Source organism: Lysinimonas soli (assembly GCF_042655435.1).
GTDB classification, from domain to species: domain Bacteria; phylum Actinomycetota; class Actinomycetes; order Actinomycetales; family Microbacteriaceae; genus Lysinimonas; species Lysinimonas soli.
The window spans coordinates 143,984-158,399 of the sequence record NZ_JBHSMG010000005.1 but is presented as its reverse complement, the minus strand read 5'-3'; the positions used below and the strand labels follow the sequence as shown (position 1 = coordinate 158,399).

Sequence of the window (14,416 nt, the reverse complement as noted above, 5' to 3'; positions counted from 1 at the left end):
TCAGCCCGCCGCGCCGCTCTCCCGGCATGGCTGCACTTCTACAATCAGCACCGGCCCCACACCGCCATCGGGAAGCTCCCACCCATCAGCCGCATCTCAAACAACCTGGCTGGGCACTACAGCTAGCCCGGCTCCGCGCCGAGCCCGGGGGCCGGGAGCCCGAACTCGCGGCCGAGGGCGGACAGGGCGGCGCGCCATCCGGCCAGTCCGTTGACGCCCGGGCCGGGCGCCGCCGACGACGAGGCCAGGTAGACGCCGTCGCCGATCGCCCACGGGGTACGGGCGCGGGGCCGGAACACGGTCTGCCGCACGTCGATCAGGCCGCCCGAGATGTCACCGCCGATCAGGCTCGGATTCTCCTGTTCGAGCTGGGGCGCCGTGCGCGAGGCGCGGGCGATGATCGTGTCGCGGAAGCCGGGGGCGGCGGCCTCGATCGTCGCGAGGATCGCCTCCTCGGCATCCACCGCCGACCCGGCGGGCACGTGGGTGTACGCCCACACCGTGTGCCGGCCCGCGGGCGCACGGCTCGGGTCGAAGAGGGTCGGCTGCGAGAGCAGCACGAAGGGATGCGGTGGCAGGCCGTTCGGCGTGCGGCGCTCGGCCTCGGCGATCCGTGAGCGGGTTCCCCCCAGGTGCACAGTGCCGGCGCCCCCGATGCGAGTGTCGCGCCACGGGATCGGCGCGGACACGGCGAGGTCGAGCCGGAACACGCCCGCCCCGAAGCGAACCCGGGCCAGGCGGCGCCGGGAGGCGTCCGGGATCCGCCCCGCGGCGATCCGTGCCGCGATCGGCGCCGCGACGTCGAGCAGCACCGCGCGGGCGGCGGGCAGCTCGCGCACGTCGGCGACCTCGGCATCCAGATGGATACGGCCACCGTGCGCCACGAAGTCGGCCGCGAGGGCGTCGCTGATCGCCTGGCTTCCGCCCACCGGGATCGGCCACCCGCGGGCGTGTGCGAGCGCCCCGAGCAGCAGGCCGGCGCCGGCGCGCACCGGATGCGGCATCCGGCCTGCGGCGTGGGCGGCGAGTCCGCCGAGCATCGCCGGCGCCGTCTCGTCGCGGAAGCGGAGGTTCCACGCGGGGCCGCCCTGTTCGAGCGAGCGCAGGCCGAAGCGGGCGAGGGTCAGCGGGTGACGGGGGAGGCGCAGCAGTGTGTCGCCGACGATGTCGAGCAGGGCATCCGATTCCCGCACCAGCGGGGCGAACAGGCGATGCCAGGCGCGTCCGTCCCGGCCGAGTTCGGCGGCGGCGCGGTCCAGCTCGCGCCAGGCCAGACCCGCGCGCATCGCGCCGCCGGCGCCGTCGAGCGGATGCGCGTACGAGATCTCGGGGACGACGAAGTCCACGCGCTGCTCGATGCCGAAGGCGCGGAAGAAGGGCGAGGCGAGCGCCATCGGATGCACCGCCGACCCCAGGTCGTGCAAGAAGCCGGGGTCGGTCGTCGCCGCGGTGCGGGCGCCGCCGCCGACGGTCGGGGCGCGTTCGTACAGCTCGACGGCCAACCCCGCCCTCGCCAGGGTGACGGCGGCGGCCAGACCGTTCGGTCCGGCGCCGACCACGATCGCGTCCGGCGTGCTCATGCTGCCAAGCTAGGGGAACGGGCCGCCAAGCCGACGCAGCGCCGGGCGGCAGGGGCGTTTCCGCGGCTAGGCTCTCTGACCATGAGCAGCAGCACAGCGGGAGTCCGTCTCGGCGTCGTCGGCGCCACCGGTCAGGTGGGCGCGGTCGTGCGTCGCCTCCTCGAGGAGCGCAACTTCCCGCTCAGCGAGGTCCGGTTCTTCGCGAGCGCCCGCAGCGCGGGAACGACGTTGCTGTTCCGGGGGTACGAGGTGACCGTCGAGGATGCGGCGACCGCCGATCCGACCGGACTCGACATCGCCATCTTCTCGGCCGGCGCGACCATGTCGAAGGTGCAGGCGCCGCGGTTCGCTGCGGCCGACGTGCTCGTGATCGACAACTCCAGCGCGTGGCGGATGGACCCCGACGTGCCCCTCGTCGTCAGCGAGGTCAACCCGCACGCGATCGACGAGGCGCGCAAGGGGATCGTCGCCAACCCGAACTGCACGACCATGGCCGCGATGCCGGTGCTCAAGGTCCTGGATGCCGAGGCCGGTCTGCAGCGCCTCATCGTCAGCACGTATCAGGCGGTCTCGGGAGCGGGTCTGGCGGGCGGCGAGGAGCTGCTCGAGCAGGCCGCGTCGGCGGTCGCGCAGAACGCGATCGGGCTCGTGCACGACGGGCACGCCGTGACGATGCCCGAGCCGCACAAGTTCGTCAAGAACATCGCCTTCAACGTGCTGCCGCTCGCCGGCTCCATCGTCGACGACGGACTCGGCGAGACCGACGAAGAGAAGAAGCTGCGCAACGAGAGCCGCAAGATCCTCGAGCTGCCCGAGTTGCGGGTCAGCGGGACCTGCGTGCGCGTCCCCGTCTTCACCGGCCACTCGCTGTCGATCAACGCGGAGTTCGCGTCGGCGATCACCCCCGAGCGCGCGCGCGAGCTGCTGGCGGATGCCGCGGGCGTGCAGCTCATGGACGTCCCCACCCCGCTCGACGCGGCCGGTATCGACCCGAGCCTGGTCGGGCGCATCCGCCAGGATGAGGGCGTGCCCGGCAACCGCGGGCTCGCGCTCTTCATCTCCAACGACAACCTGCGCAAGGGCGCCGCCCTCAACGCCGTGCAGATCGCCGAGCTGGTCGCCGCGAAGCTCCCCGTCGCCTGACCCGGGCCCCGCTCCACCCCGCCCCGCCCCCGCCCCCGCCCCCGGTCTCACCTGCTCGGCCGACCGGCCCGCCCTGCCCCCGGTGTCGGCGGATCAGGGCGGCGCGCCGCCGAAGTCCGCCGATCAGGATGCTGCGCGGCGCGTCGGCCACGCCGCACCTGATTCCGCATCGGGTCGCCCGTCCCGCATCCGACCGCGAATCACCTCGAGGCACCAGTCGGGAGCGTTCCGCACGGCCTCGGGCATGAACCGCAGCGTCGCGTGCCCGGTCAGGATCGCGTTCCCGTCGCGGATGCGATCGCTCTCCTGCGTGAGCGGATCGCTGTGATGTGCTGCGCTGTCCAGTTCGACGATGAGCCACCCGTCGACGAGCAGATCCACTCGTCCCACGAGCGGGATCGACGCCTGCGACTCGACCCGGAATCCGGCCGCTCGCAACAGCAGCCGCAAGTGACTCTCTGTTCCGGACTCCGCCCGGCCGTCGCAATCCCGGCGGAGGTGCCGGTGTCGTGAGTGGGAAGCCGCGCAGAGCGCCTCGACCTCGGCCATGCCGATCAGTCGCAACTGGAGGGCGCTGTCGACCGAGGCCACGAGCGCGGCGGCCGAATGCTCGTGCCCGAAGTGGAGCAGGGCGTCGAGCACCGACACCCGCCACTCGCGTGCGCTTGCGGCGGGGAAGGTCTCGCGAAACCAGACGCGACGCTCACCGGGCCCGAGGGGAGGAAGTCGGGACGCATTCGCCGCGGCGAGCACGACGAGGCCCTCGACCCGGTCGACCCAGACCCCGTGACTCACCAAGGCGCTGCTGGAGGTCAACCGGCAGCCGAGCCGAACCGCCCGGATGCCGGCGGGCTCGGCATCCGGTGCCGCGACCCAGCCGATCCTGGGCCGAGCGACCAGCCCGGACTCGACGGCTCTCGCGAGCCGGCGCGTCGAATGCCCGAGTGCGACGAGCGATCGCGTTCGAGCCAGGCCGCCTGTCGCCGCCAGATCGAGGAGGAGGTCGCGCATCCATCCATTCCACAGGCGGGCGCCTCCGCGACGGGGCCGGATGACGCGAAGGGGGGAGAACGGCGGGATTCGGGGGCTGGGGAGGGGGCAGGGACTCGCGCCGGGATCAGGATGCGGCGGGCAGGCGCGCGGTCGCCGCACCTGATCCGGCGACGACACGCCTGCCGGATCCTGATCCCCGCACGCGGCGGCGGGCGCCCGCCCACCCAGCCCTACCACGCCCGCAAAAACCCCGAATCTTGCACGCCGGCCGACACTCCCGTTCCGGTGGGCCCGCGCGGCCACGCCTAGGATGGAAGACGTGTCTAAACCCGTCGACGTCGCCCTCATCGGCGGCGGAATCATGAGCGCGACGCTCGGTTCACTGCTCCGCCAGTTGGAGCCGACGTGGACGATCACCATCCTCGAGAAGCTCGGCGACGTCGCCCTCGAGAGCTCCAACGCCTGGAACAACGCCGGCACCGGCCACTCGGCACTCTGCGAGCTCAACTACACCCCCGAGCGGCCGGACGGCACGATCGACGTGAGCCAGGCCGTGAAGGTCAACGAGCAGTTCCAGGTCACCCGGCAGTACTGGTCGTATCTGGTCGACGAGGGCATGCTGCCCCAGCCCCGCAAGTTCATCAACCCGGTGCCGCACCTGAGCTTCGTGTGGGGCGAGGAGAACGTCGACTACCTGCGCCGCCGCTACGAGGCCCTGAAAGATCACCCGCTTTTCCGCGGCATGGAGTTCAGCGACGACGCCACCGTGATTCGCGGCTGGGCGCCCCTGCTCATCCCCGGTCGTCGCCGGGACGAGCCCATCGCCGCCACCCGGATCGTCGCGGGCACCGACGTGGACTTCGGCTCCCTCACGCGGCTGCTGCTCGACGGGCTGGTCGAGTCCGGAGCCTCCCTGAAGCTCGAGCATCGCGTCACGAGCCTGAAGAAGCGCGACGGACTCTGGCACATCGGCATCCGCCACGACGTCGGCGGAACCCCGCTCGAGCTGACCGCGCGCTTCGTGTTCGTGGGCGCCGGGGGAGCGGCCCTGCACCTGTTGCAGAAGTCGGGGATCAAAGAGATCCGCGGCTACGGCGGCTTTCCGATCAGCGGGCAGTTCCTGCGCACCGACGAGCCGGCGATCGTCGCACAGCACAAGGCCAAGGTGTACGGCAAGGCCGCGGTCGGCTCGCCGCCGATGTCGGTTCCGCACCTCGACACCCGGGTCGTCGACGGCACCGCGAGCCTGCTGTTCGGGCCGTATGCGGGCTTCACCCCGAAGTTCCTCAAGACCGGCTCGTGGTGGGACCTGTTCGGCTCGATCCGCGCGCACAACCTCGTCACGATGATCGGGGCGGGCCTGACCAACCTCTCCCTGGTCGGCTATCTGGTGGGCGAGGTGCTCGCGAGCTCCACCAAGCGACACCGCGCGCTGCAGCAGTTCGCGCCGAAGGCGAAGAAGGGCGACTGGCGACTGATCACGGCCGGCCAGCGCGTGCAGATCATGAAACGGGATGCCGCGGGCAAGCCGGTCATCCAGTTCGGAACCGAGGTGGTCTCCTCGGCCGACGGCTCGATCGCCGGTCTGCTCGGCGCGTCGCCCGGGGCATCGACCGCGGTTCCGATCATGCTCGACGTGCTCGCCAAGTGCTTCCCCGATCGGCTGGCGAGCTGGACTCCGAAGCTGACGAAGATGGTGCCAAGCTACGGCGCGCTGCTCGGTGACGACGAGGCGAAGGCCGCGGCGACTCTCGCCCGCACGGCGAAGGCACTCGACATCCCGGCCTGACCCAGCGGCCAGCCCGACGGCCCAGTGCCGCCGGGTCCTCACCGCCGACGCTTCGCCCTCAGCTGATCCGGCGACGGTACGCGACGATCGAGAAGGCGTAGGCGACGACGAGGATCCCCACCAGCCAGCCGAGGGCGACCCAGATGGTGCTGCCGACGGGTTGTCCGGCGAACAGGGCGCGGACGGTGTTGACGATCGAGGTCACCGGTTGGTTCTCGGCGAACCAGGCGACCGGGCCCGGCATCGAGGTGGTCGGCACGAACGCGGAGCTGATGAACGGCAGGAAGATCAGCGGGTAGCTGAACGCGCTCGCGCCGTCGACGGTCTTCGCCGACAGGCCGGCGATTACGGCGAGCCAGGTCAGGGCGAGCGTGAACAGGATCAGGATGCCGGCGACCGCGAGCCAGGCGCCGACCGACGCTCCCGTACGGAACCCCATGATCAGCGCGACGCCGACGACGAGGGCGACCGAGACCAGGTTGGCGGCCAGGGAGGTCAGCACATGCGCCCAGAGCACGCTCGAGCGCGCGATCGGCATCGACTGGAAGCGTTCGAAGATGCCGCCCTGCAGATCGAGGAACAGCCGGTAGGCGGTGTACGCGATGCCGGACGCGATCGTGATGAGCAGGATGCCGGGGAGCATGTAGTCGATGTACGACCCGTGGGATCCGGTCTGGATCGCGCCGCCGAGCACGTACACGAACAGCAGCATCAGCGCGATCGGGGTGACCGCGGTCGTGATGATCGTGTCGGGGCTGCGGAGGATGTGGCGCAGCGAACGGGCGGTCAGGGTGCCGGTGTCGCTGAGGGCGTGGGTGGTCATCGGAGGTCCTTTCCTACGGGCGCCGTGGCGGCGCTGTCGGTGTCGTCGCTCTCGCCGGTGTCGCCGACGAGCGCGAGGAAGACGTCCTCGAGCGAGGGCTGCTTCTCGACGTACTCGACCTGGGCGGCCGGGAGGAGCTTCTTGAGCTCGGCCAGTGTGCCGTTCTGGATGATGGTGCCCTTGTGCAGGATCGCGATGCGGTCGGCCAGCTGCTCGGCTTCGTCGAGGTACTGCGTCGTGAGAAGCACCGTCGTCCCCTGGCCGGCGAGCTGCCTGATGGTCTGCCACACCTCGATGCGCGCTTGGGGGTCCAGCCCGCTCGTCGGTTCGTCGAGGAAGATGATCGGCGGCGTGCCGATCAAGCTCATCGCGATGTCCAGCCGGCGTCGCATGCCTCCCGAGTACGTCGCCGCTCTGCGGTTGCCGGCCTCGGCGAGTGAGAAGCGGGCGAGCAAACCGTCGGCGATCGCACCCGGGTTCTTCAGGTGCCGCAGCCGGGCGACCAGCATGAGGTTCTCCCGGCCGGTGAGCACCTCGTCGACCGCGGCGAACTGACCGGTCAGGCTGATCGACTCGCGCACCTCACCGGGCTGGGTGGCGACGTCGAAGCCGCAGACGGTCGCGGTGCCCGCGTCGGCCTTCAGCAGGGTCGACAGGATCCGCACGAGCGTGGTCTTGCCCGCGCCGTTCGACCCGAGCAGGGCGAAGATGCTGCCGGGGGCCACGTCGAAATCCACACCCCGCAGAACCGCGAGTTTCTTGAACGACTTCTCGATGCCCTGTACCCGGATGGCGGATTCCGCGGTCATTTCCGCTCCGCCCGCTCGGCGTCCTCGATCGCCTGGGTCAGGCGGGCGCGCTCCTTGTCGATCCACTGCTCGCCGGCATACGCCTGCGCGAAGGTCTCCGAGAAGTCGACCGGGTCGTCGCCGACGATCTCGCGAACGGGCGTTCCGTCGGCGGCGGCGCGCTCCCAGAGGTCGGCGAGATCGCCGAACATCGTGATGAGCGTGTCGCCGTCGGTGATGCCCCCGTAGTAGATGAAGTACCGGTGCATCGCTTTTGCCGCCGTCGCGTACGGCTCGGGGAGGGCATCGATACGGGCCTTGTCCTTCTTGTACTGCTTCTTCTGCTCGAGTGACCCGGTCAGGGTCTCGATCCACTTGGCGACCATCTCAGTTCTCTCCTTGATTCGATTCGGTGTGGTGCGATTCGGTGTGGAGCTGTCCGATCCGTTCCGAGAGGAAGCCCCACGCCCTCCAGAACTCTTCGAGTTGTTCCCGCCCCTGTGCGTTGAGCGAGTACACCTTGCGCGGCGGGCCCTTCTCCGACGGAACCTTCTCCACGTCGACGAAGCCCCGCTGTTCGATGCGGATGAGCAGCGCGTAGACGGTTCCCTCGACGAGGTCGGAGAACCCCTGCTCCCGCAGCCGCGCGGTGACCTCGTAGCCGTACGCCGGGCGGGCGGCCAGGACGGCGAGGACGATGCCCTCCAGAGTGCCCTTGAGCATCTCGGTCATCTGCTGCTTACCCATGCGGCGCCCTCTCGGCTACTCAGTGATGCTGACTACCGCTAGATAGTAACGCCGAGTACCGGTAGATAGCAATACTGAATAGCAGGGCCGTCGCGCCGGGGGCGTCGGCGATCGGACTCGCCGGAGGCTCAGTGCTGGGCGGTCACCAGGGCCAGGAAGTCGAGGGTCTTCTGCAGGGCGTGCTGCGCGTCAGCGCCGTCCAGATGGAACTGGTACTCGTGGGGCAGCGCCGGCTCGTGGTCGGCCGCGTAGAACACCGGCGTCACGTCGACGCCGAGACCCGACAGCTTGTTGTACATCGGCACCGACTCGATCCAGGTCAGGGCGTCGCCGTTGCCGCCCGAGATGTAGGTGGCCGGGAACTTCGACGTGACGAAGTCGATCGTCGACATCGTCGTTCCCTGGTAGCTCGCCGACCAGTTCTGCGTGCCCGTGTACGCCCAGAGGGCGACCTTGAACCCCCAGTTGCCGATGCCGGTGAGGTCGGCCATCGTCGACAGGTCGTAGACGCCGCAGTTGAGCACGGTGCCGACCAGCTGATCCGCCGAGAGGGCGGGCTGGATACCGAGCAGCTCCGCGTAGTCCGGATTGGTCGTCAGCACCGCGAGCTGGCTGGCGAGCTGGGCTCCCGCCGAGTCGCCCGCCAGCACGATGCGGTGCCGGTCGATGCGGAACTCGGCGGCATGCCGGTCGAGATAGCCGAGCGCGTCGTTCAGCTGTCGCACCGCCGTCGGGTAGACGGCTTCGGGGGCGATCGTGTAGTTGAGGCTCACGGCGGCGTAGCCGTGGGAGGCCAGGATGCGCAGGTAGGGGTCGACGTCCGACTTCTGCCCCGAGATCCAGGCGCCGCCGTGCACCCAGACGACGACGGGCAGGGCCTCGCCGCCCCCGGAAGGGCTGAAGGCGTCCAGCGTGGTGTTGCCGCCGGCCGAGCCGTCGCCGTACTGCACGTCGAGGTGCTCGGTGAGGGCCGCCGAGGGAACGTGTTTGTTCATCTCGGCGACGGTCTCGGCGGCGCCCTTCTCGAACACCGAGCGGATGACGAGCGCCGACGGCCAGGGTGTGGACTGGCCTACGAGCCCTCCGATCACGACGACGGTCAGCACGACGGCGGCGACCACGCCGATCCGTCGCCGCGCCTTCTCCGAGGGACGAAAACGATGCCACCAGACCCGACCTTGCGATGACGCCATGTGATTCCCTCTCCCCGGATTCAGTGACAGTCTCTCAGCGCCTCGGGGCAAGAAGCGGCATCGCCTCGCCCGGGTCGGCTTGACTCCGATTCGAACATATGTTCGACTGTCGTCATGCGGTGGAGCGGGCAGGAGATCGAGGTCGAACAGGGCGACGCGCTCCCCGGCCTGGTGAAGCTGAGTTCGCTCGTGCGCTCGGTGCAGACCCCGGAGTTCGCCGGCATCACCTTCCACGAGGTGCTCGCCAAGAGCGCCCTGAACCACGTGCCCGGGGCCGCGAATGCGCTGCCGTTCGGCTGGACGATCAACCCGTATCGGGGCTGCAGTCATTCGTGCGTCTACTGCTTCGCCCGCAACACCCACAGCTATCTCGACCTCGACGCCGGCAAGGACTTCGACACGCAGATCATCGTCAAGGTCAACGTGGCCGAGGTGCTGCAGAAGGAGCTGGCCCGACCCGGCTGGGGGCGTCATCCGGTGGCGCTCGGCACGAACACCGACCCGTATCAGCGGGCCGAGGGGCGCTATCGGCTCATGCCGGGGATCATCGCGGCGCTCGCCGCGTCCGGCACGCCGTTCAGCATCCTGACCAAGGGCACCCTGCTGCGTCGCGACCTTCCCCTGTTGCAGGCCGCGGCCGAGCGGGTGCCGGTCGAACTGTCGATGTCGATCGCCGTCTACGACGACGAATTGCAGCAATCCGTCGAGCCGGGCACGCCGAGCACGGCCGCGAGGCTCGCCACGGTGCGGGCCGCGCACGAGGCGGGGTTGGCGTGCGCGGTGTTCGTCATGCCGATCCTGCCCTTCCTCACCGACACGATCGCCCACCTCGATCGCGCATTCGGCATGATCGCCGAGGCCGGGGCCGCCTCGGTCGTCTACTCCGCCCTGCACCTGCGCCCAGGGGCGCGGGAGTGGTATCTGGCCTGGCTCGCGCGCGAGCATCCCGAGCTGGTCGGTCGTTATGCCGACATGTATCGGGCGGGGTCGTACGCTCCCCAGGAGTACCGCCGCTGGCTCGCCGGCCGCGTGCGGCCGCTGTTGCGCCGCCACGGACTGGACCGCCCGACGCGCCTCGATCGAAGCACGGGCGTCGTGCGGGCGAGGGGAGTCGGCGACGGCCTGATCGCGGCCGAGCTGTCGCCGGCGGCCGCGGCCGCCGTTCAGCCGACCCTGTTCTGAGACCGACTCGGCCGCGGGTTCCGAGTCGGATGTACCCCGGTCGCCTAGGCTGGGCGACATGAGCGTTGCCGATCACCCCACGACATCGACGTCGTGGATTCCCGGGATCGAACCCGCGCGTCACGGCAACGCCCGCGTGCGCCTCGCCCTGCTCGATGACCACGAGGTCCTGCTCGACAGCCTGGCCAGCTGGATCGGCCAGAACGCGACCGATTTCGAGGTCGTGCTCTCGGCGCCGAGCTGGCTGGAACTCGTGCACAGCCCGGCGTTCCCGACCGAGCTCGTCTTCATCGACTTCCAGCTGAAAGAGGCGGTGTCGATCGAGGCCCGCGTGCGCACCTGTCGCGCGGCCGGCGCCAAGGTCATCGTGCTCTCGAGCGTCGACACCGACGAGGCGCGGGAGCGCGCGCGCGCGGCAGGCGCGGCCGACTTCCTGTCGAAGGCGCTGCCGATGTCGGAGGTGATGGATGCCGCGCGTCGCGTGATGGGCATGGAGAGCGACGGCGGGCATCCGCATCCCTGGCGCCCGCTGCCGGCCGGGGCAGCACCGCACGCCCGTCCGAAGCTGAGCCCCGGCGAGCTCGAGGCCTTCAAGCTGTACGTCGCCGGCCTGAGCACCACCGAGGTGGCCGGGCGCATGAACGTGCAGTACGAGACGGCGAAGACCTATCTGCGCCGGGTCCGAGAGAAGTACGCGAAGATCGGCCGTCCGGCGAGCAAGAAGGCCGACCTCATCCGCCGGGCGGCCGAAGACGGTCTGCTCGACTAGTGGGGATGGACTGAGTGGCGAAGCTGTACTTCCGGTACGGAGCGATGAACAGCGGCAAGAGCACGGCTCTGCTGCAGGCCGCGTACAACTACGAGGAGCGTCACCAGCAGGTGCTGCTCGCCAAGCCCGCGATCGACGCGCGTGGCGACGACGCGATCGTGTCGAGGCTGGGGGCATCGCGCCCGGTCGATTTCACGATCGCGCCCGACGAAGACGTGCTCGCCCTCTTCATGCGCGAGCGCGCGCAGGTCATCCGCACGACCGAACAGGATGTCAGCTGCTTCCTGGTCGACGAGGCGCAGTTCCTCAGTGAGGGCCAGGTCGACGACCTGCTGCGCATCGCGATCGAGGAGGACGTGCCGGTGCTCGCGTACGGCATCCGCACCGACTTCCAGACCGTGGCCTTCCCCGGCAGTCGTCGGCTGCTCGAAATCGCCCACTCCCTCGAAGAACTCAAGACGATCTGCCGCTGCGGTCGCAAGGCCATGTTCAACGCGCGCAAGGTCGACGGGGTCTTCGTCTTCGACGGCGATCAGGTCGCGATCGACGGGGCGCGTGAGGTCAGCTACGAGCCGCTCTGCGGTGCCTGCTACCTCGACGAGAGCGGTGGCGTGCTCAACCGGGGCCGGCGTCCGCGGCTCGACTTCAGCTACGGATCGGCGCCCGACTCCGACTTCAGCTGAGCTCGGCGGCGCCGTCGGCGTCCCGATCTCGCGAGCGGCGGTTCTGCCGCCCGCTGGCGCGTCCTCAGCGTCCTCACGGGGTCTGACCGCGACCATGGTGGGATGTCGCGCGCCGATCGTTCAGCTTCGGGTCGCCGACGCGCCGACCGCCCGTACCCCGTCGCTCGCCACGGACGGCTGCGGCGTCGCGGCCCGGCCGGTGCCATCGTCCGCACGATCGCCCTCGCGCTGGCGGTCGTGCTCATCAGCACCGTCTCGGTGGCCGCGATCGCGGTGACGCGCCTGACCGGGTCGATCCAGTCGGGCGTGCATCTGCAGCACATCGACGGCGCCACGGCCCCGCCCGGGGTGGCGGCGATCACCGGCGGGGTGAACCTGCTGCTGGTCGGCACCGACACCCGCACCGGTCAGGGCGGCGAGTTCGGCACGAAGGACCAGCTGGCCGGCAGCTCGGGGGCGGGCAACAACGACGTCACGATCCTGCTCCACATCGCCCAGGACCACCGCAGCGCGATGGTCGTCAGCTTTCCGCGCGACCTCATCCTGAACCTGCCCGCCTGTCCCGCGGCCAACGGCGGCCGCTACCCGGCCTCGTCGAACCGGATGCTCAACTCGTCGCTCGCGCGCGGCGGGCTCGCCTGCCCGGTGCTGACGATCGAGAAGCTCACCGGCGTGACGATCCCCTATGCGGCGTCGATCAGCTTCGACGGCGTCGCGGCGATGTCGGATGCCGTGGGCGGCGTCACCGTCTGCGTCGCCAACTCGATCAACGACCCCTATGTCGGCCTCACGCTCTCGGCGGGGGAGCACACCATCCAGGGCAGCACGGCACTCGCGTTCGTGCGCAGCCGGCACGGCGTCGGCGACGGAAGCGACCTGGGGCGGATCAGCAGCCAGGAGGTCTTCCTCTCGGCGCTCGCCCGCAAGATCGAGAGCGACGGCGTGCTCAAGAACCCGCTCGAGCTGTACGGCCTCGCCCAGGCCGCCGTGGAGAACATGCAGCTCTCCGACACCCTGGGCCGGCTCGACACGATGGTGAGCATCGCGCTCGCGCTCAAGAGCGTGCCGCTCGAGAACATCGTGATGATCCAGTACCCCACGACGACGAGTCCGGCCTTCCCGAATCGGGTCGTGCCCGTACCGAGCCTCGATGCCGCCGTGAACCGGGCACTCGTGCAGGACCTCGCCGTGCAGCTCACCGGGACGACGGGCCGGGGAGCCATCGTCTCGACCCAGCCCCCCGCGGCCATCGCGACGCCGACCCCGACGGCGGCGGCGACCCCCACCGTCGGCAAGGGCAAGGGCGGGATCACGCCGAGCCCGACCCCCACCGTCGCGACGCCGCTCACCGCCTTGCCGGCCGCCATCACGGGTCAGAGCGCGTCGGAGCAGACCTGCGCCAAGGGCAGCGGCAAGTAGCTCGCTAGTCGATCCCGACGAGTGCTCGCCGCCCGAAGTAGTGGGTGACGGCGATGGCTCCCGCGACGGCCACGATGGTCGGGAGCAGGATGACGGGCCCCTGGCCGGTGAACTCCACCACCAGGATCACCGCCGTGAAGGGCGCCCGTAGCGAGGACGCGAGGAACGCGGCGCCAGCGACGAAGGCGAAGGCAGCGGCCGGGGTGCCGGGCCACAGCAGACTCCAGCATCCGCCGAGCACGATGCCGAGGGAGGCTCCGATCGCGAGAGCGGGGGTGAGCGTCCCGCCCGCGGCGCCACTGCCGATGGTGCCCGCCGTCGCGAACGCCTTCACCAGCGCCGTGACGGCGAGCATCCCGAGTGCGAGCGTGCCCGAGAAGGCCACCTGACCGAGCGCGCGGCCGTTGCCGAGGATCTCGGGGAAGACGATCGAGAGCGCCCCCACGATCGCGAATGCGATGGGCATGATCGCGAGGATCCGCCATCCTCGCGGCCGATGGTCGCCGGCGAAGTCGACGACCTTCACGAAGCCGAGCGCCGCGAAGCCGAGCACCGGGCCGGCGACCACCGCCCAGACCAGCAGCGAGGGGGTGACCGACAGCTGAGGGACGACGTAGAGCGGGTCGGCGGGAACCCCGATCCGGGCGACCAGGGTGGCGATCGCGGCCGTCGCCAACGCGGGCAGCACGGTCGCGAGGCTCAGCTCGGCGAGCAGGATCTCGATCGCGAAGACCGCACCGCCGAGCGGCACGTTGTAGACGGCGGCGAGCCCGGCGCCGGCCCCGCAGGCGACCAGGATGCGGCGCTCACGTGCCGTGAGGCCGGCCCGGTCGCTGAGCCACCCGCCGACCAGCGCCCCGAGCTCGCGCGGAGCGACCTCGCGCCCGACGGAGGCGCCGAGGCCGACGACCACGATCTGCAGCGTCGCGTTGAGCGCGGTGGTGAGAGCGGGCATCCGAGCCCCGTCGACGCCCCGTTCGACCGAGACCACCGGCCTGCCCCAGCGACGCAGCGCCCACCAGCCGAGCGCCCCTAGGACGCCCGCGACGCAGAGTGCGATGAGACGCCGCTGCGGTGACGAGGCGAGCACCCCGTCGAGGAAGGTGCCCGAGGAGTAGCCGTAGGCCAGGTGCTCGACCGCGTGCAGCACGAGGCTGACGAGCAGACCGCCGATGCCGCTCCCGACGCCGACCAGGATCGTGACGACGATCAGCCGCAGGATCCACGAGGGGCGATCACGCGACTCCACGGGCACGCTTCGATGCTATCGATCGCGGCAGGGCCGTCGATCGCCTCGGAGACCGAGG

At 70.5% G+C, this 14,416-nt stretch carries 15 protein-coding genes; 7 read left to right on the top strand and 8 right to left on the bottom strand.

Annotated features, from left to right (window positions below; all coding sequences use genetic code 11):
- On the top strand, window positions 1-126 hold a 126-nt coding region (locus ACFPJ4_RS14915), incomplete at its 5' end, for an integrase core domain-containing protein (RefSeq protein WP_386740913.1).
- On the opposite strand, the gene ACFPJ4_RS14910 is transcribed toward ACFPJ4_RS14915, so the two are convergent.
- Window positions 123-1,580 (bottom strand): phytoene desaturase family protein, encoded by a 1,458-nt coding sequence (locus ACFPJ4_RS14910; protein WP_386741252.1) that lies wholly within the window; start codon window positions 1,578-1,580, stop codon window positions 123-125. The genes ACFPJ4_RS14915 and ACFPJ4_RS14910 overlap by 4 nt on opposite strands.
- 81 nt (window positions 1,581-1,661) lie before the next feature.
- Here ACFPJ4_RS14910 and ACFPJ4_RS14905 point away from each other — a divergent pair, with 81 nt between their 5' ends.
- Window positions 1,662-2,723, top strand: coding sequence for an aspartate-semialdehyde dehydrogenase (locus ACFPJ4_RS14905; protein WP_386741250.1), 1,062 nt, complete (start codon window positions 1,662-1,664; stop codon window positions 2,721-2,723).
- A gap of 123 nt (window positions 2,724-2,846) precedes the next feature.
- Here the strand turns inward: ACFPJ4_RS14905 and ACFPJ4_RS14900 are convergent, their stop codons facing one another.
- Window positions 2,847-3,734, bottom strand: coding sequence for an endonuclease domain-containing protein (locus ACFPJ4_RS14900; RefSeq protein WP_386741248.1), 888 nt, complete (start codon window positions 3,732-3,734; stop codon window positions 2,847-2,849).
- Window positions 3,735-4,026: 292 nt separating this feature from the next.
- Between ACFPJ4_RS14900 and ACFPJ4_RS14895 the strand changes: the two genes are divergently transcribed.
- A complete protein-coding gene (locus tag ACFPJ4_RS14895; protein ID WP_386741246.1) occupies window positions 4,027-5,505 on the top strand; it encodes a malate:quinone oxidoreductase in 1,479 nt (492 codons plus the stop codon).
- Between the two features lie 58 nt (window positions 5,506-5,563).
- Here ACFPJ4_RS14895 and ACFPJ4_RS14890 read toward each other — a convergent pair whose 3' ends face one another.
- The 5 genes from ACFPJ4_RS14890 to ACFPJ4_RS14870 all read right to left on the bottom strand — a co-directional run bounded on the left by ACFPJ4_RS14890 (window position 5,564) and on the right by ACFPJ4_RS14870 (window position 9,056).
- Window positions 5,564-6,328 (bottom strand): ABC transporter permease, encoded by a 765-nt coding sequence (locus ACFPJ4_RS14890; RefSeq protein WP_386741245.1) that lies wholly within the window; start codon window positions 6,326-6,328, stop codon window positions 5,564-5,566.
- The gene (locus ACFPJ4_RS14885) at window positions 6,325-7,137 is read right to left on the bottom strand and encodes an ABC transporter ATP-binding protein (RefSeq protein WP_386741244.1); all 813 of its coding nucleotides are present in this window, start codon (window positions 7,135-7,137) and stop codon (window positions 6,325-6,327) included. The genes ACFPJ4_RS14890 and ACFPJ4_RS14885 overlap by 4 nt, the downstream gene beginning before the upstream one ends.
- On the bottom strand, window positions 7,134-7,502 hold the full coding sequence (locus ACFPJ4_RS14880) for a DUF1048 domain-containing protein (protein WP_386741242.1): 369 nt from the start codon (window positions 7,500-7,502) through the stop codon (window positions 7,134-7,136). Before ACFPJ4_RS14880 ends, ACFPJ4_RS14885 begins: the two co-directional genes overlap by 4 nt.
- Before the next feature lies 1 nt (window position 7,503).
- Entirely contained in the window at window positions 7,504-7,863 is a 360-nt protein-coding gene (locus tag ACFPJ4_RS14875) for a PadR family transcriptional regulator (RefSeq protein WP_386741241.1), read from the bottom strand.
- Window positions 7,864-7,991: 128 nt separating this feature from the next.
- Complete coding sequence (locus ACFPJ4_RS14870; RefSeq protein WP_386741240.1) at window positions 7,992-9,056, bottom strand: alpha/beta hydrolase; 1,065 nt, start codon at window positions 9,054-9,056, stop codon at window positions 7,992-7,994.
- Between the two features lie 114 nt (window positions 9,057-9,170).
- Here ACFPJ4_RS14870 and ACFPJ4_RS14865 point away from each other — a divergent pair, with 114 nt between their 5' ends.
- The 4 genes from ACFPJ4_RS14865 (at window position 9,171) to ACFPJ4_RS14850 (ending at window position 13,109) form a co-directional block, all read left to right on the top strand.
- Window positions 9,171-10,238: an Rv2578c family radical SAM protein gene (locus tag ACFPJ4_RS14865; RefSeq protein WP_386741239.1), complete on the top strand. Its 1,068-nt coding sequence runs from the start codon at window positions 9,171-9,173 to the stop codon at window positions 10,236-10,238.
- Between the two features lie 58 nt (window positions 10,239-10,296).
- Complete coding sequence (locus ACFPJ4_RS14860) at window positions 10,297-11,007, top strand: response regulator transcription factor (protein ID WP_386741238.1); 711 nt, start codon at window positions 10,297-10,299, stop codon at window positions 11,005-11,007.
- Window positions 11,008-11,021: 14 nt separating this feature from the next.
- Window positions 11,022-11,690, top strand: a complete 669-nt coding sequence (locus ACFPJ4_RS14855; RefSeq protein WP_386741237.1) for a thymidine kinase — start codon at window positions 11,022-11,024, stop codon at window positions 11,688-11,690.
- 102 nt (window positions 11,691-11,792) lie between these two features.
- Window positions 11,793-13,109, top strand: coding sequence for an LCP family protein (locus ACFPJ4_RS14850; protein WP_386741236.1), 1,317 nt, complete (start codon window positions 11,793-11,795; stop codon window positions 13,107-13,109).
- Window positions 13,110-13,113: 4 nt separating this feature from the next.
- Here the strand turns inward: ACFPJ4_RS14850 and ACFPJ4_RS14845 are convergent, their stop codons facing one another.
- Complete coding sequence (locus ACFPJ4_RS14845; protein ID WP_386741235.1) at window positions 13,114-14,364, bottom strand: chloride channel protein; 1,251 nt, start codon at window positions 14,362-14,364, stop codon at window positions 13,114-13,116.
- Between the last annotated feature and the right edge of the window lie 52 nt (window positions 14,365-14,416).